At 72.5% G+C, this 16,326-nt stretch carries 16 protein-coding genes and 1 pseudogene; 11 read left to right on the top strand and 6 right to left on the bottom strand.

The window, feature by feature from the left end:
- Positions 1-72 precede the first annotated feature (72 nt).
- Together AB0B58_RS10330 and AB0B58_RS10325 are read left to right on the top strand one after the other, a co-directional pair.
- A complete protein-coding gene (locus AB0B58_RS10330; protein ID WP_360220723.1) occupies positions 73-2,595 on the top strand; it encodes an ATP-dependent Clp protease ATP-binding subunit in 2,523 nt (840 codons plus the stop codon).
- Between the two features lie 97 nt (positions 2,596-2,692).
- Entirely contained in the window at positions 2,693-3,286 is a 594-nt protein-coding gene (locus AB0B58_RS10325) for a DUF4291 domain-containing protein (RefSeq protein ID WP_360220720.1), read from the top strand.
- A 42-nt stretch (positions 3,287-3,328) separates the two neighbouring features.
- Here the strand turns inward: AB0B58_RS10325 and AB0B58_RS10320 are convergent, their stop codons facing one another.
- Positions 3,329-4,231, bottom strand: a complete 903-nt coding sequence (locus AB0B58_RS10320; RefSeq protein WP_360220717.1) for an A/G-specific adenine glycosylase — start codon at positions 4,229-4,231, stop codon at positions 3,329-3,331.
- Positions 4,232-4,256: 25 nt separating this feature from the next.
- On the opposite strand from AB0B58_RS10320, the gene AB0B58_RS10315 reads away from it, so the two are divergent.
- The 3 genes from AB0B58_RS10315 to AB0B58_RS10305 all read left to right on the top strand — a co-directional run bounded on the left by AB0B58_RS10315 (position 4,257) and on the right by AB0B58_RS10305 (position 6,130).
- Positions 4,257-4,760, top strand: a complete 504-nt coding sequence (locus AB0B58_RS10315; RefSeq protein WP_360220714.1) for an ACT domain-containing protein — start codon at positions 4,257-4,259, stop codon at positions 4,758-4,760.
- On the top strand, positions 4,757-5,308 hold the full coding sequence (locus AB0B58_RS10310) for a peptide deformylase (protein ID WP_360220711.1): 552 nt from the start codon (positions 4,757-4,759) through the stop codon (positions 5,306-5,308). Before AB0B58_RS10315 ends, AB0B58_RS10310 begins: the two co-directional genes overlap by 4 nt.
- A gap of 138 nt (positions 5,309-5,446) precedes the next feature.
- Positions 5,447-6,130, top strand: a complete 684-nt coding sequence (locus AB0B58_RS10305; protein WP_360220708.1) for an adhesin — start codon at positions 5,447-5,449, stop codon at positions 6,128-6,130.
- Positions 6,131-6,329: 199 nt separating this feature from the next.
- On the opposite strand, the gene disA is transcribed toward AB0B58_RS10305, so the two are convergent.
- The 4 genes from disA to AB0B58_RS10285 all read right to left on the bottom strand — a co-directional run bounded on the left by disA (position 6,330) and on the right by AB0B58_RS10285 (position 10,732).
- Positions 6,330-7,433, bottom strand: a complete 1,104-nt coding sequence (gene disA / locus AB0B58_RS10300) for a DNA integrity scanning diadenylate cyclase DisA (protein ID WP_360220705.1) — start codon at positions 7,431-7,433, stop codon at positions 6,330-6,332.
- 178 nt (positions 7,434-7,611) lie between these two features.
- Complete coding sequence (gene radA / locus AB0B58_RS10295) at positions 7,612-9,033, bottom strand: DNA repair protein RadA (protein ID WP_360220702.1); 1,422 nt, start codon at positions 9,031-9,033, stop codon at positions 7,612-7,614.
- A gap of 37 nt (positions 9,034-9,070) precedes the next feature.
- A complete protein-coding gene (locus AB0B58_RS10290) occupies positions 9,071-9,805 on the bottom strand; it encodes a hypothetical protein (protein ID WP_360220699.1) in 735 nt (244 codons plus the stop codon).
- A gap of 90 nt (positions 9,806-9,895) precedes the next feature.
- Complete coding sequence (locus tag AB0B58_RS10285; protein WP_360220696.1) at positions 9,896-10,732, bottom strand: UbiA family prenyltransferase; 837 nt, start codon at positions 10,730-10,732, stop codon at positions 9,896-9,898.
- Between the two features lie 46 nt (positions 10,733-10,778).
- Between AB0B58_RS10285 and AB0B58_RS10280 the strand changes: the two genes are divergently transcribed.
- The 4 genes from AB0B58_RS10280 to AB0B58_RS10265 all read left to right on the top strand — a co-directional run bounded on the left by AB0B58_RS10280 (position 10,779) and on the right by AB0B58_RS10265 (position 14,243).
- Positions 10,779-11,507: a methyltransferase domain-containing protein gene (locus AB0B58_RS10280; protein ID WP_360220693.1), complete on the top strand. Its 729-nt coding sequence runs from the start codon at positions 10,779-10,781 to the stop codon at positions 11,505-11,507.
- Positions 11,504-12,661: an acyl-CoA dehydrogenase family protein gene (locus AB0B58_RS10275; RefSeq protein WP_360220690.1), complete on the top strand. Its 1,158-nt coding sequence runs from the start codon at positions 11,504-11,506 to the stop codon at positions 12,659-12,661. The genes AB0B58_RS10280 and AB0B58_RS10275 overlap by 4 nt, the downstream gene beginning before the upstream one ends.
- A gap of 61 nt (positions 12,662-12,722) precedes the next feature.
- Entirely contained in the window at positions 12,723-13,775 is a 1,053-nt protein-coding gene (locus tag AB0B58_RS10270) for a type III polyketide synthase (protein WP_360220933.1), read from the top strand.
- 9 nt (positions 13,776-13,784) lie between these two features.
- Positions 13,785-14,243 (top strand): DUF6023 family protein, encoded by a 459-nt coding sequence (locus AB0B58_RS10265; RefSeq protein WP_360220687.1) that lies wholly within the window; start codon positions 13,785-13,787, stop codon positions 14,241-14,243.
- A 45-nt stretch (positions 14,244-14,288) separates the two neighbouring features.
- On the opposite strand, the gene AB0B58_RS10260 is transcribed toward AB0B58_RS10265, so the two are convergent.
- Positions 14,289-15,062 carry a hypothetical protein gene (locus AB0B58_RS10260; protein ID WP_360220684.1) on the bottom strand — a complete coding sequence of 258 codons (774 nt, stop codon included), beginning with the start codon at positions 15,060-15,062 and terminating at the stop codon, positions 14,289-14,291.
- Between the two features lie 332 nt (positions 15,063-15,394).
- Between AB0B58_RS10260 and AB0B58_RS10255 the strand changes: the two genes are divergently transcribed.
- Positions 15,395-15,880, top strand: coding sequence for a CarD family transcriptional regulator (locus tag AB0B58_RS10255; RefSeq protein ID WP_184988251.1), 486 nt, complete (start codon positions 15,395-15,397; stop codon positions 15,878-15,880).
- A 58-nt stretch (positions 15,881-15,938) separates the two neighbouring features.
- A pseudogene (locus AB0B58_RS10250) lies at positions 15,939-16,247 on the top strand (2-C-methyl-D-erythritol 4-phosphate cytidylyltransferase); the annotation flags it as partial.
- Positions 16,248-16,326 lie beyond the last annotated feature (79 nt).

Below are 16,326 nucleotides of genomic sequence, written 5' to 3'. Positions count from 1 at the left end.
ACGGGCATCACCGATACCCGTGCGCTGGCCCCGCCAGTTCATTGGCGCACGGCACGTGAGGAGCACGAGGGCATGTTCGAGCGGTTCACCGACCGAGCGCGACGGGTTGTCGTCCTGGCCCAAGAAGAGGCCCGGATGCTCAACCACAACTACATCGGGACAGAGCACATCCTGCTCGGCCTGATCCACGAGGGCGAAGGCGTTGCCGCGAAGGCTCTCGAGAGCCTCGGCATCTCCCTCGAGGGGGTCCGGCAGCAGGTCGAAGAGATCATCGGCCAGGGCCAGCAGGCGCCGAGCGGGCACATCCCGTTCACGCCGCGGGCCAAGAAGGTGCTGGAGCTCTCGCTTCGCGAGGCCCTGCAGCTCGGCCACAACTACATCGGCACGGAGCACATCCTGCTCGGGCTGATCCGGGAGGGCGAGGGCGTAGCCGCCCAGGTGCTGGTCAAGCTCGGTGCCGACCTCAACCGGGTCCGCCAGCAGGTCATCCAGCTGCTCTCCGGCTACCAGGGCAAGGAGCCGGCCGCCGCCGGCGCCGCCGCGGGCGAGGCAGCCCCGTCGACCAGCCTGGTGCTCGACCAGTTCGGACGCAACCTGACCCAGGCCGCCCGCGAGGGCAAGCTCGACCCGGTCATCGGCCGGGAGAAGGAAATCGAGCGGGTCATGCAGGTGCTCTCCCGCCGCACCAAGAACAACCCGGTGCTGATCGGCGAGCCCGGCGTCGGCAAGACGGCCGTCGTCGAGGGGCTCTCGCAGTCCATCGTCAAGGGCGAGGTGCCCGAGACGCTCAAGGACAAGCAGCTCTACACGCTCGACCTCGGCGCGCTGGTCGCCGGTTCCCGCTACCGCGGTGACTTCGAGGAGCGCCTCAAGAAGGTGCTCAAGGAGATCCGCACACGCGGCGACATCATCCTGTTCATCGACGAGATCCACACCCTGGTGGGTGCGGGTGCCGCCGAGGGTGCCATCGACGCCGCCTCGATCCTCAAGCCCATGCTCGCGCGTGGTGAGCTGCAGACCATCGGTGCGACCACCCTGGACGAGTACCGCAAGCACCTCGAGAAGGACGCCGCGCTCGAGCGCCGCTTCCAGCCCATCCAGGTGGGTGAGCCGTCGCTGGCGCACACCATCGAGATCCTCAAGGGTCTCCGCGACCGCTACGAGGCGCACCACCGGATCAGCATCACCGACGCCGCCCTGGTGGCCGCGGCGACGCTGGCCGACCGCTACATCTCGGACCGCTTCCTGCCGGACAAGGCGATCGACCTGATCGACGAGGCCGGAGCCCGGATGCGCATCCGCCGGATGACCGCGCCGCCGGACCTGCGCGACTTCGACGAGCGCATCGCCCAGGTCCGCCGCGACAAGGAGTCCGCGATCGACGCGCAGGACTTCGAGCGGGCCGCGCAGCTGCGTGACAAGGAGAAGCAGCTCCTCGGGCAGAAGGCGCAGCGGGAGAAGGAGTGGAAGGCCGGCGACCTGGACGTGGTGTCCGAGGTCGACGACGAGCAGATCGCCGAGGTCCTGGGCAACTGGACCGGCATCCCGGTCTACAAGCTGACCGAGGAGGAGACCTCCCGGCTGCTGCGCATGGAGGACGAGCTCCACAAGCGGGTCATCGGCCAGGAGGACGCGGTCAAGGCGGTCTCGAAGGCGATCCGGCGTACCCGCGCCGGCCTGAAGGACCCGAAGCGCCCCTCGGGCTCGTTCATCTTCGCCGGCCCGTCCGGCGTCGGTAAGACCGAGCTCTCCAAGGCGCTCGCGGAGTTCCTCTTCGGCTCCGAGGACGCGCTGATCCAGCTCGACATGTCCGAGTTCCACGACCGCTACACGGTGTCCCGGCTCGTCGGTGCCCCTCCCGGCTACGTGGGCTACGACGAGGGCGGCCAGCTGACCGAGAAGGTCCGCCGCAAGCCGTTCTCGGTGGTCCTCTTCGACGAGATCGAGAAGGCGCACCCGGACGTGTTCAACACGCTCCTGCAGATCCTGGAGGACGGCCGCCTCACCGACGGTCAGGGCCGCATCGTGGACTTCAAGAACACGGTGATCATCCTGACCACCAACCTCGGCACGCGCGACGTGGCCAAGGCGGTGTCGCTGGGCTTCCAGGCGTCCGAGGACGTGGAGAGCAACTACGACCGGATGAAGGTCAAGGTCAACGACGAGCTGAAGCAGCACTTCCGCCCGGAGTTCCTGAACCGCATCGACGACACGATCGTCTTCCACCAGCTGCGCCAGGACGAGATCCTGCACATCGTGGACATCTTCACCGCCCGGATCGAGACCCAGCTCAAGAACAAGGACATGGGCCTCGAGCTGACCGACAACGCGAAGAAGTACCTGGCGAAGAAGGGCTTCGACCCGGTCCTCGGCGCCCGGCCGCTGCGCCGGACGATCCAGCGCGACCTGGAGGACACCCTCTCCGAGCAGATCCTCTTCAACGAGCTGCGCCCCGGCCAGATCGTGGTGGTGGACTGCGAGGGCGACCCGGAGAACATCGAGCAGTCCAAGCTGACCTTCACGGGAGCCGACCGTGGCTCCGTGGTCCCCGACGCGGTGCCCGCCGACCTCGGCGCGGCCTCCGCGGAGGAGTAGAGAGCACCGACTGAGAAACGGCCCGGCGCCTCGGCGCCGGGCCGTTTCGCGCGTAAACGGCTGGCTCCGGCATGCCGTACTGCCTGATCATTTCCGCATGGAAGTGCCACGGCGCCAGGTCCGAGCCGCCTACACCGAAGAGACGATCACCGTTTACCAGGCCTACCGTGCGGACATCGCGGAGCCGGCGGTCCGCGCGGGACGCTTCGTGCCGCCGTTCAAGCGCGAGCGGATGACGTGGATCAAGCCGTCGTTCCTGTGGATGATGTACCGCTGCGGCTGGGGCGCGAAGCCGGGCCAGGAGCGGGTGCTCGCCGTGGAGATCACCCGCGCCGGATTCGAGTGGGCGCTGGCCCACGCGTGCCTCAGCTCCTACGAGCACGGCGGCGCGGAGAACCGCGCCGAGTGGTCGCGGCGGCTGCGGCGCAGCCCGGTCCGGGTGCAGTGGGACCCGGAACGGTCGATCCAGCTGGGGGCGCTGCCCCATCGGTCGCTGCAGCTCGGCCTCGGCGGCGAGGCGGCAGGCCGCTACGTGGACGAGTGGACGGTGGCGATCAGCGACGTCACCGAACTCGCACACCGGGTTCGGTCCACCCGGGACCCGGCGCTGGTGCCCCCGGAGCGGCCCTACCCGCTCCCGCCGGACCTGGCGGCGACGATCGCCGCGTCGACCACGGCGCCCGCCCGGTAGCGCGGCGGACCGAAAGGTGGCGTCGGCGACCCGGGTCGACGATCAGGTCAGTGGCGGGAAGCGGGGCGGGTGGTCGCCGGCCAGCACGAAGCGGTCCGCGTCCGAGTCGAGCGGTTCGACCAGGCCGTCCGCGACCAGCCCGGCCAGGGCGCGCGCCCGCTGCACCTCGTCGACCCAGACCGCGTCCAGCCGCTGCCGCGGCACCGGACCGGTGGCGTGCCGCAGGACCTCCAGCAGCAGGCCCCGAACCTGACGGTCGGTGCCGGCGTACTTCTGCGGCTTGCGGGTCGGGCCCACGGGAGCGGGCGCCCCGCTCCGGCGCCACGCGCACACTGCCTCCAGCGGGCAGTCCACGCAGCGCGGGGAGCGGGCCGTGCAGACGATCGCACCCAGCTCCATGAACGCGATGCTCGCCCGGGCCGCCCGCGCCGGCTCGAGCGGCAGCAGCTCGGCCATCGCCGCCAGGTCCGCCGTCGTCGTCGCCGGTCCCGCGTCCGGGTCACCCGCGACCGCCCGCGACACGACCCGGCGCACGTTGGTGTCCACGACCGGGTGACGTTGCCCGTACGCGAAGGTCGCCACCGCCCGGGCCGTGTAGGTGCCGACACCGGGCAGCGCGAGCAGCTGATCGAGATCGTCCGGCACCCGCCCGCCGTGCCGCTCCATGACGGCCACCGCACACGCGTGCAGCCGCATCGCCCGGCGCGGGTACCCCAGCCGGCCCCACATTCGGATCGCCTCGGACGGGGGATCCTCGGCCAGCGCGGCGGGGTCCGGCCAGCGCAGCATCCAGGCGTGCCAGGCCGGCGTCACCCGCACGACCGGCGTCTGCTGGAGCATCACCTCGCTGACCAGCACGGCCCAGGCGCTGGTACCGGGGACCCGCCAGGGCAGGTCGCGGGCATTTTTGTCGTACCACTGGATGACCGAGTCGGCGAGCGTCATAGCCCGCCCAGCTTAAGATGCCGGGGTGAACGAGCTTGCCATCACCGTCATCGGTACCGACCGGACGGGCATCATCGCGGACGTCTCCGAGGCGCTCGCCGGCGTCGGGGCGAACCTGTCCGACTCCACGATGACCCGGCTGCGTGGCCATTTCGCCATGACCCTGATCTGCACCGGAGCCGCCGCCGGCGACGTCGAGAAGGCCCTGGCGCCGCTCAGTGACCTGATCTCCACCGTCCGGGTGGTCGAGCAGGAGGCGGACGCGGAGGTCGCCGGCGAGCCGTACCTGGTCAGCGTGCACGGCGCCGACCGCCTCGGGATCGTCGCCGCCGTCACCCGGGTCGTCGCCGCGGCCGGTGGGAACATCACCGACCTCACCACCCGGCTGACCGGCCCGCTCTACGTGCTGATCGCCGAGGTCGACGTGCCGCGCGGAGTCGCCGGCGACCTCGCGGCCCGCCTCGCCGAGGCGGCGGACGAGCTGGGCGTCGAGGTGACGCTGCGCCGCGCCGAGTCGGACCTCTTATGAGCGACGTCCTGGCCGACTGGAAGCCCGACCTGCTCGGCGTCGACGGCAAGGTGCTGCCCGTGGTGACCGCCCCGGCGGGCGTGCTGAGCGGCGCCGGTGCCGAGGTCGACCCGCAGGATCCCGAGGTCGTGCAGCTCGCCGCGGATCTGGTCGCCACCATGCGGGTCTCGCCCGGCTGTGTCGGCCTCGCTGCGCCGCAGGTCGGCGTCGGCGTGCAGGTCTTCGCCGTCGACGTGACGCAGCACCCGAAGACGGCGACCTCGCACGGCACGTTCGTGCTGTGCAACGCCCGGGTCGTTGAGGCGAGCCGCTGGCGGCTGGGCCGGGAGGGCTGCATGTCCGTGCCGGACCTGACCGGCGACGTGAAACGCGCCGGCCGCGTCGTGGTCGAGGCCGTCCTGCCGGGTACGGGTGAAGCGGTCGTGCTGACCACCGACGCGTTCGAGGCGCGGGCCCTGCAGCACGAGATCGATCACTGTGCCGGAAAACTCTTCCTCGATCGGGTCGCCGGCGCGCACGCCGTGTACCAGCGCAAGGTCTATCTCTAACGATCTGTCGGCGAGTCGGTGTCGCGGAACCGGCGCGTCGCGGCGCCGCGACGGGCACCTGGGCGTACGGTGCAACCCATCATGCGTGCGACGGTTGGTCCCCTTCCTGCCGCCGTGTACTGGCGGCGTCGTGCTGTGGTGCTCGGTGCACTGCTGCTCGGTGTCATCGTGCTGTTCGTTTCCTGCTCCGGCGGGGACGAGGACGACAGGCGCGGCACGGGCGCGACGTCATCGAAGGCGCCGGCCCCGGCTCCCGCGGCATCGACGCCGGACGAGGAGCCTTCCTTCACCGACCCGGGCCCCGGCGCGGGCAACCCGTCCCTGCCGGACCCGGGCGAACTGACCGGCACCGGCGTGGGCACCGCCCCATCGGCGGGCACCGGCACCGGTGTCGGCGGCGACACGAACGTCAACGCGCCCGCGGGCGGCACCTGCACCGATGAGGAGATGTCGGTGACCCCGGTGCCGGAGGCGACGACCGTGCGCCGCGGCGTGCCGCTGGCCCTCCGACTGAAGATCAAGAACATCTCGGACCGTACGTGTTCCCGGGACGTCGGCGCCGACCTGCAGGAGCTCTACATCGAGCAGGGCACGAAGAAGCTGTGGTCGTCGGACGCCTGCAGCACCGTCAAGGGCTCCGAGGTCCGTCCGTTCCCGCCGAACAACGAACGCGTCTACAACGTGACCTGGAACGGCCGGCAGTCGAACAGGTGCTCGGCCGGCCTGGCCGCCGGCACCGCGCCGGCCGCGGGCCTGTACGAGGTGCGCGGCCGCCTGGGCGCGAAGGTCAGCGCCCCGGTCGCGCTCGACATCACCGCCTGACGCGACCCGGCGCGGATCCCGGCGCCAGGCCATGAGGCCCGTGGTGCGGGGGCCGGTCGCCGGTCCACCCGGCGAAGAGCCGCACCGCCGTGTCCGCGGAGCGCCACCACTGGTCGAAGGGCCGGACGCCTCGGCGGCGAGGCCCAACCCGTCGAGGTCGAGCGGGTGCAACCGGGCTTCCGGGTATCGGCGGGTGAGGTCAGACGTAGCGTTCGAGGATCGAGGCCTCGGCGAGGCGGGACAGGCCCTCGCGGACGCCGCGGGCCCGGGCATCCCCGACTCCCTCGACCGCCTGTAGGTCCTCCACCGTCGCGCCGAGCAGGCGCTGCAGACTGCCGAAGTGGTCGACCAGCCGCTCGACTATCTGCGCCGGGAGCCGGGGCACCTTGGCCAGCAGCCGGAAGCCGCGCGGGCTGACGGCGGCGTCGAGCGCGTCGGAGGCGCCCGCGTAGCCGATCGCCTTGGCCACCGCGACCAGGTCGATCATCTCGGTGGCGGTCAGCAGGTCGAGCTCGACCAGCGCCTCGTCCAGCGTGCGGGCCTTGCGGCCGGTCGGCAGGTAGTCGCGGATGACCAGGGTGCGGTCGGAGTCGACGCCGGCCATCAGCTCGTCCAGCTGCAGGGCGAGCAGCCGGCCGTCGGTGCCGAGCTCGACCACGTAGCCGGAGATCTCGTCGGCGATCCGGCGCACCATCTCGAGGCGCTGCACGACCGCGACCGCGTCGCGGACCGTCACCAGGTCCTCGATCTCCAGCGCCGACAGCGTGCCCGAGACCTCGTCCAGGCGCAGCTTGTAGCGCTCGAGGGTGGCCAGGGCCTGGTTGGCGCGGGACAGGATGGCCGCCGAGTCGTCCAGGACGTGGCGCTGGCCGTTCACGTAGAGGCCGATGATGTGCATCGACTGGCTGACCGAGATCACCGGGAAGCCGGACTGCTTGGCGACGCGCTCGGCCGTGCGGTGCCGGGTGCCCGACTCCTCGGAGTGGATGCCGGGGTCGGGCATCAGGTGCACGGCTGCGCGGACGATGCGGGTGCCGTCGCTGGAGAGCACGACCGCGCCGTCCATCTTGCACAGCTCACGCAGGCGGGTCGCGGAGAACTCGACGTCGAGCGCGAACCCGCCGGTGCAGAGCGTCTCCACCTCCGCGTCGTAGCCGAGCACGATCAGCGCGCCGGTGCGGCCGCGGAGGATGCGTTCGAGGCCGTCGCGCAGCGCGGTGCCCGGCGCCATCAGCGCGAGGTTGGCGCGCAACGGATCGCCGCTGACTCCGCCGCCGGTGAGTCCCGGCGTCGTGGAGGTCATCGGACGGGCTGCCGAACCGTTGATGCCGGCAGCATTGCCGGCATAGCGGTGGGATGAGGCCTCGCGGTCGAGCGGCACCTGTACATTCTACGGACTGCCATCCAGGTCAACGAGTCGCGGTTCGGTCGATGCTCCATAGCGTTATCTGCCGTCACTCGATGTAACCGGAAGGCGAGACTCATTCGGCTGACGCCCGGGCCGCCCACTGCACCGCGGTCTGCAGGTCGCCGACCTCGACGACGCGCATGCCCTTGGGCGGGCTGTCCGCCTCGCCGGGTCCGCAGCCGGGCGGGACGAGCGCGAAGCGGAACCCGAGCCGGGCCGCCTCTGCCAGCCGCCGGCCCACCGCGCCGATCCGGCGCACCTCCCCGGTCAGCCCGACCTCGCCGATCGCCACCAGGTGCGGCGCCATCGCCAGGTTGAGGGCGCCGGACGCGACCGCGAGCGCCATCGCGAGGTCGGCCGACGGCTCGGTGACCCGGATGCCGCCGACGGTGGCCGCGAAGACCTCCCGGTCGTGCAGCTTGATCTTCTCCATCCGGCGTTGCAGCACCGCCAGCACCATGGCCAGCCGGGCGCTGTCGAGGCCCGACACCGTCCGCCGGGGTGAGCCCTGCACCTGGGCGCCGATCAGGGCCTGCACCTCGGTCACCATCGCCCGCCGGCCCTCCATCGCCACCGTGACGCAGGTGCCGGGCACCGGCTCGTTGTAGCGGGTCAGGAACAGCCCGGACGGATCGGCGAGGCTGACGATGCCGCTCTCGTGCATCTCGAAGCACCCGACCTCGTCGGCCGGGCCGTAGCGGTTCTTCACGCCGCGCACCAGGCGCAGCGACGAGTGCTTGTCGCCCTCGAAGTGCAGCACCACGTCGACCAGGTGCTCGAGGACCCGGGGTCCGGCGACCGAACCGTCCTTGGTGACGTGCCCTACCAGGACGGTGGCGACGCCGCGCTCCTTGGCGATGCTGACCAGCGCGGCGGTCACCGCGCGGACCTGGGTCACGCCGCCGGGCACTCCCTCGGTGCCGGGCGCGGAGATGGTCTGCACCGAGTCGATGATGAGCAGGCCGGGCTTGACCGCGTCGAGGTGGCCGAGCACCGCGCCGAGGTCGCTCTCGGAGGCGAGGTAGAGGTTGTCGTGCAGGGCGCCGAGCCGCTCGGCGCGCAGCCGGACCTGGCTGACCGACTCCTCGCCGCTGACGACGAGCGACGGCGTGCTCGTGCCGGCCGCCCACTGCTGTGCGACGTCGAGCAGCAGGGTCGACTTGCCGACGCCCGGCTCGCCCGCCAGCAGCACCACGGCACCCGGCACCAGCCCGCCGCCGAGGACCCGGTCGAGCTCGCTGACGCCGCTGGGCACCGCCTTGGCGGGGGCGGCACTGATCGTCGCGATGGGACGGGCGGGCTCGGACGGCAGCCGGGAACTGACCACGCGGCCGGCGACGACCGGACCGGTCAGCGTGGACTCGATGATCGAGCCCCACTCGTTGCACTCCGGGCAGCGGCCGAGCCACTTGGGTGGCTGGTGGCCGCACGCGTCGCACTGATAGGCAGGTCGCGGCTCAGAGCGGGCGCGGGACGGGGTGCGGGAAGTCGTCACGCAGTCACGCTAGCCCGGTGGTACGACAAACCGGGGACTACTCCTCGGAGTTCTCGTGCGTCCCCTCGCCCGGGGCGCGTGAGGCCGGGACGAGCGGGGTGCCGACCGGTGCCTGAACCACGAGCTCGTCCGCGCGGTTGCTGAACGAGAAGACCAGGTTCAGCGCCTGACCCGAGCTCAGCTTGCCGGTGAGGCCGATGGCCTGCAGCTGCACGACGTCACCCGGCAGGAAGGTCACCGAGCTCAGCGGCGCGATCTCGATCTTCGCCGGCCGGAAGACCGGGCCGGCGGGCCGTGGCGCGGCGGACGGCGACTGGCCGGCGCTGGGCTCCTGCCCGGGGACCTCGGCGCCCGGCGAACCGCTGGCGGACGGTTCCGGCGCGGACGCCGAGGGCTTCGCGGACGCGGCGACCCCGCCGGTCAGGCCGACGGAGCGCGCGGAGACGGTCTCGGCTCCCTCCGCGGCCTCGGCGTCGGTGGCGGCGGGCCGGCTGGTCACGGTCACCGTGATCGCCTGCCTGGTCTGGTTGAAGAGGGCCAGCTCCAGCGGTGCGTTCTCGCCGGCCTTGTAGCCCGTCGTGCCGGGGTACTGCACCGCGAGGTTGCGGATGAAGATGCTGCCGTCGGAGTTGGCCGCGTTGACACCCATGTTCGAGGGCTTCTTGTTCGCGGTCTCGGCAACCTGGCCGGCACTGCAGCCGGCGAGCGCGACGGCGGCCACCGCGGCGACACCCGTGGCGAGGGCGGCGCGGCGGGATCCCAGCGAGCGCATCACAGTCCTCCAAGAAACGCGGCTTCTCCAGATAAAGGCTCGCGATCAGCCTAGAGGGCGTAGATCCGGCGCGTACGCCGACCCGTCCATTCACAGCACCCGGCCGCTGAAGACGAGCAGGACCACGTCGAGCAGGGCCACGACGATGACCGACCGGAACATCGCCACCTGCCGCGAACCCCGGCGCTGCGTACGCCGGCCCGCGTACCAGCCGAGGGGGAGGACCACGACGGCGGCCGCGGCGGCCGCGACGCCCGCCCACGACGGCGGCCCGGGTGGCCCGAGGACCAGGGTGAGGGTCGCCGCCAGCAGCAGGCACCCGGCCGCGACCTGCGACCCGGTCGCGCCGATGCGGTGCGGCAGGCCGACGACGCCGGTCGCGGCGTCGTCGTCGAGGTCCGGCAGCACGTTGGCGAAGTGCGCACCGCCGCCGAGCAGCGCGCCCGCCGCGACCAGCCAGGCAGGCGGCCAGGGGTGGCCGGGCAGCGCGATCACCACGAACGCGGGCATCAGGCCGAACGCCACCAGGTAGGGCAGCACCGACAGCGGGGTCGACTTCAACGGCCAGTCGTAGAGCAGCGCGAACACGCCGACCAGGGTGATGCAGACCGTGGCGGCCGGGCCGAACGGCAGACCCAGCAGGGGAACGGCGACCGACGCGGCCAGGCCCGCGATTCCGACGGTACGGCGGGAGACGGCGCCCGAGGCCACCGGCTTGTCGGCGCGCCCGGCCAGCCGGTCCCGGTCGGCGTCCAGCCAGTCGTTGACCCAGCCGACGGAGAGCTGGGTCGCGCCGATCGCGGCGGTGACGCCCAGCACGCTCCAGCCCCGGTGCCCGACGCCGACGGCGAGCAGGGTCATGGCAAGCGTGACGGCTCCGCCCGGTTCGGGGTGTGAGGCCTTGAGCAGAGCGACCGATCCGGACATGAAAGCAGTGTGGTGGTTGTTACCCGCGCATGCCACGCTCGATCCCATGCGTCTGTTGCCCCGCAACGATCCCCGTCAGTACGACGACCTGGCGGGTGAATGGTGGCGGCCCGGCGGCACCTTCGAACTCCTGCACTGGCTGGCCGCGGCCCGCGGCGCACTGGTGCCGCCGGCCGGGCGACCCGGCGAGGTGCTGGTCGACGCGGGCTGCGGCGGCGGCCTGCTGGCCCCGCACGTGCAGCGCCTCGGCTACCGGCACGTGGGCGTGGATCTGCGCCGCTCGGGGCTGGAGCAGTCGGCGGACCGCGGGGTGACCCCGGTGACCGGCGACGTGACGGCCCTGCCGCTGGCGGACGGCGCGGCCGACGTGGTGGTCGCCGGCGAGGTCCTCGAGCACGTCAGCGACCTGCCGGTCGCGGTGGCCGAGCTGTGCCGGGTGTTACGTCCGGGCGGGCTGCTGGTGCTGGACACGGTGAACGACACCCGGGTGAGCCGGTTCGTGACGGTGACCCTCGGTGAGCGGCTCGGCGTGGCCCCGATCGGCATCCACGATCCCGACCTGTTCGTCGACCCGGGTGAGCTGACCGCCGAGTGCGCGAAGCACGGCGTCCGGCTGCGGGTCCGCGGGCTGCGCCCGAGCGCCGTCGGGCTGCTCCGGTGGCTGTTCCTGCCGAACGGCACCTGGCCCCGGCCGCTGGGCCGGATGATCCCGTCCCGGTCCACCGCGGTGGTCTACCAGGGAATTGGCCGCAAACAGGGTGAGGAGCGGGAGTGACCGCGGAGGAGGCACGACGGCTCGCGCCCAGGTTCGCGGCGCGGGCGGCCGATCATGACCGGGACGGCTCGTTCCCGGCGGACGACTTCGCCGACCTGCGCCGCTCCGGCCTGTTCGGACTGATGGTCCCGGAGCGCCTCGGCGGGGCCGGCGCGGGCTTCGCGGACTACGCGTCGATCGCGTACGAGCTGGCCCGCGGCAACGGCGCGACCGCCCTGATCTTCAACATGCACGCCTCGGTCACCGGCGCGCTCAGCGGCGTCACCGATGAACTGGCCGACGCGCTGGGCCTGCCGGGCGAGGCGCTCGAGGCCCGCGACGGCTATCTGCGGGCGGCGGCCGAGGGCAGCTGGTACGCGGTGGCGATGAGCGAGCGCGGCGCCGGCTCCCGACTGACGCAGCTGACCACCACGTACGAGCCGACGGACGAGGGCTTCCACATCAAGGGCGCCAAGACGTTCTGCTCGGGCTCGGGCCACGCGGACGCCTACCTGGTGGCGGCCCGCAGCGCGGCCGACCCGGCGCAGGTGTCGCAGTTCCTGGTACCCGCGGGCGACGGGCTGACGGTCGAGCCGACCTGGGACGCGCTGGGCATGCGCGCGACCGGTTCGCACGACGTGCACGTCGATGTCACCGTGCCGCGGACGGCGCTGCTCGGCGGGGTCGAGGGGCTGGCGGTGGTGATCGCCCAGCTCGCTCCGCAGTGGATGGTGGCCAGCTACGCGGCCGTCTACGTCGGCGTGGCCCGGGCGGCGGTCGACGCGGCCGTCGAGCATGTCAACGCGCGCAACCTGGGGCATCTCCCGGCCGTGCGCGCCCGCATCGGCCGGGCGGACGCGGCGGTCGCGGCGGCTCACCTGACGGTCATGGAGGCGGCCCGGCGCGTCGACGAGAATCCCGGCGACACCGTGACGAACCGCTGGGTGTGGCGGGCCAAGCTGGTCGCCGGCACCACCGCGGCCGAGGTGGCCGCATCGATGCTCGAGGCCGCCGGCACCTCGGCGATGCGGCGCGGGCATCCGCTGGAACGCCTCTACCGCGACGCCCGGGCCGGCTCGCTGCAGCCCGCGACGTCGGACGTGTGCGCGGACTGGCTCGGCGTCGAGGCGCTCGGAGGTGATCCGGACTCGCAAGGATCGGCCCCGCGGTGGTGATCCGCGGCGTGGGTAGGGACCAGTTCGGCGGGTCGGTACCGGGGAGGCACAAGTGAAGAGAATCGGTCGGGCAATCATCGCGGGGGTAGGCACGGCACGGCCGCCGTCGGCGGCGCAGAGCGAGTTGTGGGAGAGCTTCTTCTCCGGGCATTACGCGGGCGGCCGCCGGGGCCTGGCCGAGCGGATCTTCGCCAACTCCGGCGTGCGCACCCGGCAGGCCGCGGTCAGCCCGCTGCTGGAGGACATCTCCGGCTGGTCGACCGAGCGCCGGATGCGCCGCTACCAGGTGGAGGCCATGCCGCTGGCCAAGGAGGCGGTCGGCCGTGCGCTCACCGAGGCCGGGATCGCCGCCGACGAGCTGGGTCTGCTCGTGGTCTGCTCCTGCACCGGCTACGCGACGCCGGGCATCGACATCCTGCTGGCCCGCGACCTGGGCATGGCGGCGTCGCTGCAGCGCCTCTTCGTCGGGCACATGGGCTGCTACGCGGCGCTGCCCGGGCTGGGCACGGCGGCCGACTTCGTCGCCGCCCGCGGGCGGCCGGCGCTGCTGCTCTGCGCCGAGCTGACCAGCCTGCACATCCAGCCGAGCGATCCGCGGGCGGACATTCAACAGATCGTCTCGCACGCGCTCTTCTCGGACGCCGCGGCCGCCGTCGTGCTCACCCCGGAAGCGACCCCCGGCGGGTACGCCGTGAGCGACGTCACCGCCCTCACCGACACCACGACGGCCGGGCACATGACCTGGGACGTCACGGATCTCGGCTTCCGCATGGGCCTCTCGGCGCAGGTGCCGAACGTGCTGTCGGCGCACGTCCGGGTCATGGTCGACGATTTGCTCGCCCGCAACGGCCTGACGATCGGCGACGTCGACGGCTGGGCGGTGCACCCCGGCGGCCCGAAGATCCTCGACGTGGTGCAGGAGCGGCTCGGGCTGGCGGGCGAGGCGATGGCCGCCTCCCGCGAGGTGCTGGCCGCGTACGGGAACTGCTCGTCGCCGACCGTGCTGCTGGTGCTGGACGAGCTCCGGCGTCGTCCGGTGCCGCCCCGGCGCGTGGTGCTGCTGGCGTTCGGGCCCGGGCTGACGCTTTATGGCGTCCTGTTGGAGACGCCCTAGGGTGGTGGCGTGACGGGGAACCGGGCCAGGAGCGTGACCCTGTACGGGCTGGCCGCGGTCCTGCTGCTCGCCGGGGTCGGGTGGTTCGTCCGGGCCGCGCCCGAGACGGGTGAGGACCCGGCGGTCACGGCGGGCCGCCAAACCGTGGAGCGGCTGCTGCCCGACCTGACCCTGCAGTCGGAGGCGGAGACCATGGTGCTGGCCGCCGGTGTGCGCACCGAGCGCAGCACGTCGGTCAGCGGCGGCTCGTACGCGCTGGCGATGCTCTGCATCGGCGACGGCCAGGTCCGGGTCCGGCTCAGCACGCAGGGCGAGGACTCGGGCCGGGCGGTGCCGTGCGACCAGGGCGAGCCGGTGCCCGTCGAACTGACGGTTGGGCTGGCGGACGAGTTCTTCATGGCGGTGTCGGCCGAGACGGACGGGCCGGCGGTCTTCCGCTGGCGGGTCGTCCGCACCCGCGGCTACTGACGGCCGCCGGACCGTGGCTCGTCGTGCCGCGGCCGTCACACAGCGTCAGAGGCGGGCCAGGTCGGGCCGGAGGTCCTCGATCGAGACCGTCCGGGGCACCTTGCGGACGATCTCTCCGCCGCGGTTGACCAGCAGCGCCGCCGCGGTGCCGTCGGGCGGGCCCAGTTCGAACCCGGCCCGGAGTTCGCCGGTCGGGTCGCGGAGCGCGCGGACCGGCGTGCCCGGCGCCTGCGGGGTGGCCCCGGTGGGCGGTGCGCCGCCGGTCTGTCCCGACGCGGCGCCGGAGACGACCGTCACAACGGCGATTTCGGGCCTGACCGCCGCGGCGGTGTCGGCGACCAGCCGGTCGCACTCGCAACCGTCGGTGAGCAGGACCACGGCCGGCAACTGCCCCCGGAGCGGGACGGTGCGCCCGTCGGTGCCGATCAGCTCGAGCGCGGGCAGCGTATCGCCGCGGTCGTCGGTCGTGGTGGCGGTGCGCTGCGTCGCGGGTGAGCGGGCCGGCCCGGGCCAGGCGGAGGCGAAGAGGCTGGCCACCGTCACCAGCACCGCCATCGAGATGATCAGGACCGGGGCGCGGAGGCTGGCGGCGCCGGCGCGGCGCAGGGTTCGCATGCCCGGGCGGTCGGCGAAGCGCTGCCAGCGGGTCCGCCCCTGTGACCGGCGCAGCTCGTCGCGGACGGCGGTGACCTCGTCGGACAGCTCCGAGAGGTCGTCCGGGATGACGATGACGCCCCACTCCTCGGGGAGGTCCGGCAGGCCGTCAGGGGAACCGCCGTCGGGCGGCCAGTTGCCGCCGTTGTCGCTCAAACTGCCCACGATTCACCCTCCCCCCTGCCGACGAGTCTCGCGTGGCCGGGGACCTTCGTCCAGCCTCCCCCACCCGAGGGGCCGACCGCCAGTAGTGGGCGCTCCCGGTCCCAAGCGATAAGCTTGACCTCGCAAAGGCTTCAGGTCCGGAATTTCCGACTCGCTGGTTCGAGTCGTTACGGTGCAGTCACCCTCGGTGACCGAGGCAGGTCTTTGCTCGCATGTCAAGCGGTAGAAAGACGGCTCACAGGCCCTCTGAGCTGCACTAACAGTCACGGCCGGGGTGGGACATCGCTGCCTGAGCGTGTTACCCTAGACACAGCGAAAGGGGTTTCGAACCTATGGTTTTCAGTGTCGGCGAGACCGTTGTTTACCCCCACCACGGGGCCGCACTCATCGAGGCAATCGAGACTAGAACTATCAAGGGCGTGGAGAAGCTTTACCTCGTCCTGCGGGTCGCCCAAGGCGACCTGACGGTCCGTGTGCCCGCTGAGAACGCCGAGATCGTCGGCGTGCGTGAAGTGGTCGGCGAGGAAGGCCTGGGCAAGGTCTTCGACGTCCTCCGCGCGCCGCACACCGAGGAGCCGACCAACTGGTCGCGGCGTTACAAGGCCAATCTTGAGAAGCTCGCCTCCGGTAACCCGCTCAAGGTAGCCGAGGTCGTTCGTGACCTCTGGCGTCGCGAGCGTGAGCGTGGTCTCTCGGCTGGGGAGAAGCGCATGCTCGCCAAGGCCCGCGACATCCTCGTCGGTGAGGTGGCCCTCGCCGAGAAGAGCACCAAGGACGAGGCGGAAGTTCTCCTCGACAAGGTTCTCACCGAGGCCTGACGTTCCCACCACCTCTGCCCCACCCCCACCTGTGTTACCAGCCGAACAGGACCGCGACGTGACCGCGCAGCTCAATGCTCGCGGTGACGTCGCGGTCCTTGTTCCGGCTGCGGGTGCCGGCCTTCGCCTGGGCCCGGGTGGGCCGAAGGCGCTACGCCTGCTCGCCGGCGAGCCCCTCCTCGTGCACGCCGTCCGCCGCGTCGCGGCAGCCCCTTCCGTGCGCCTGATCGTCGTCGCCGCGCCCGCCGCGGAGGTCGAGGCGGTCCGCGCCCTGCTCGCTCCGGTCGCGCCGGTGACCGTCGTCGCCGGCGGTGCCGAGCGGCAGCACTCCGTGGCCGCGGCGCTCGCGGCCGTACCCCCGGACGTGGGGGGGGGGGGGGGGGGCGGCCCCCCCCCCCCCCCCCCCCCCCCCCCCCCGGGGGGGGGCGGGGGCGGCCCCCGGCCCC

It is taken from the genome of Actinoplanes sp. NPDC049118 (genome assembly GCF_040648555.1).
Taxonomy (GTDB): domain Bacteria; phylum Actinomycetota; class Actinomycetes; order Mycobacteriales; family Micromonosporaceae; genus Actinoplanes.
Note: the sequence above shows the minus strand (reverse complement) of the source record. Positions and strands in the feature narration are given on the sequence as shown.

What these genes read in the sequence shown, in the direction of transcription:
- AB0B58_RS10280 (WP_360220693.1), top strand. Translation starts at nt 10,779, where the DNA reads ATGCGTCTGTTGCCCCGCAACGATCCCCGTCAGTACGACGACCTGGCG.
- AB0B58_RS10310 (WP_360220711.1), top strand. Translation starts at nt 4,757, where the DNA reads ATGAGCGACGTCCTGGCCGACTGGAAGCCCGACCTGCTCGGCGTCGAC.
- AB0B58_RS10320 (WP_360220717.1), bottom strand. Translation starts at nt 4,231, where the DNA reads ATGACGCTCGCCGACTCGGTCATCCAGTGGTACGACAAAAATGCCCGC.
- disA (WP_360220705.1), bottom strand. Translation starts at nt 7,433, where the DNA reads ATGACCTCCACGACGCCGGGACTCACCGGCGGCGGAGTCAGCGGCGAT.
- AB0B58_RS10255 (WP_184988251.1), top strand. Translation starts at nt 15,395, where the DNA reads ATGGTTTTCAGTGTCGGCGAGACCGTTGTTTACCCCCACCACGGGGCC.
- AB0B58_RS10330 (WP_360220723.1), top strand. Translation starts at nt 73, where the DNA reads ATGTTCGAGCGGTTCACCGACCGAGCGCGACGGGTTGTCGTCCTGGCC.
- AB0B58_RS10325 (WP_360220720.1), top strand. Translation starts at nt 2,693, where the DNA reads ATGGAAGTGCCACGGCGCCAGGTCCGAGCCGCCTACACCGAAGAGACG.
- AB0B58_RS10290 (WP_360220699.1), bottom strand. Translation starts at nt 9,805, where the DNA reads ATGCGCTCGCTGGGATCCCGCCGCGCCGCCCTCGCCACGGGTGTCGCC.
- AB0B58_RS10285 (WP_360220696.1), bottom strand. Translation starts at nt 10,732, where the DNA reads ATGTCCGGATCGGTCGCTCTGCTCAAGGCCTCACACCCCGAACCGGGC.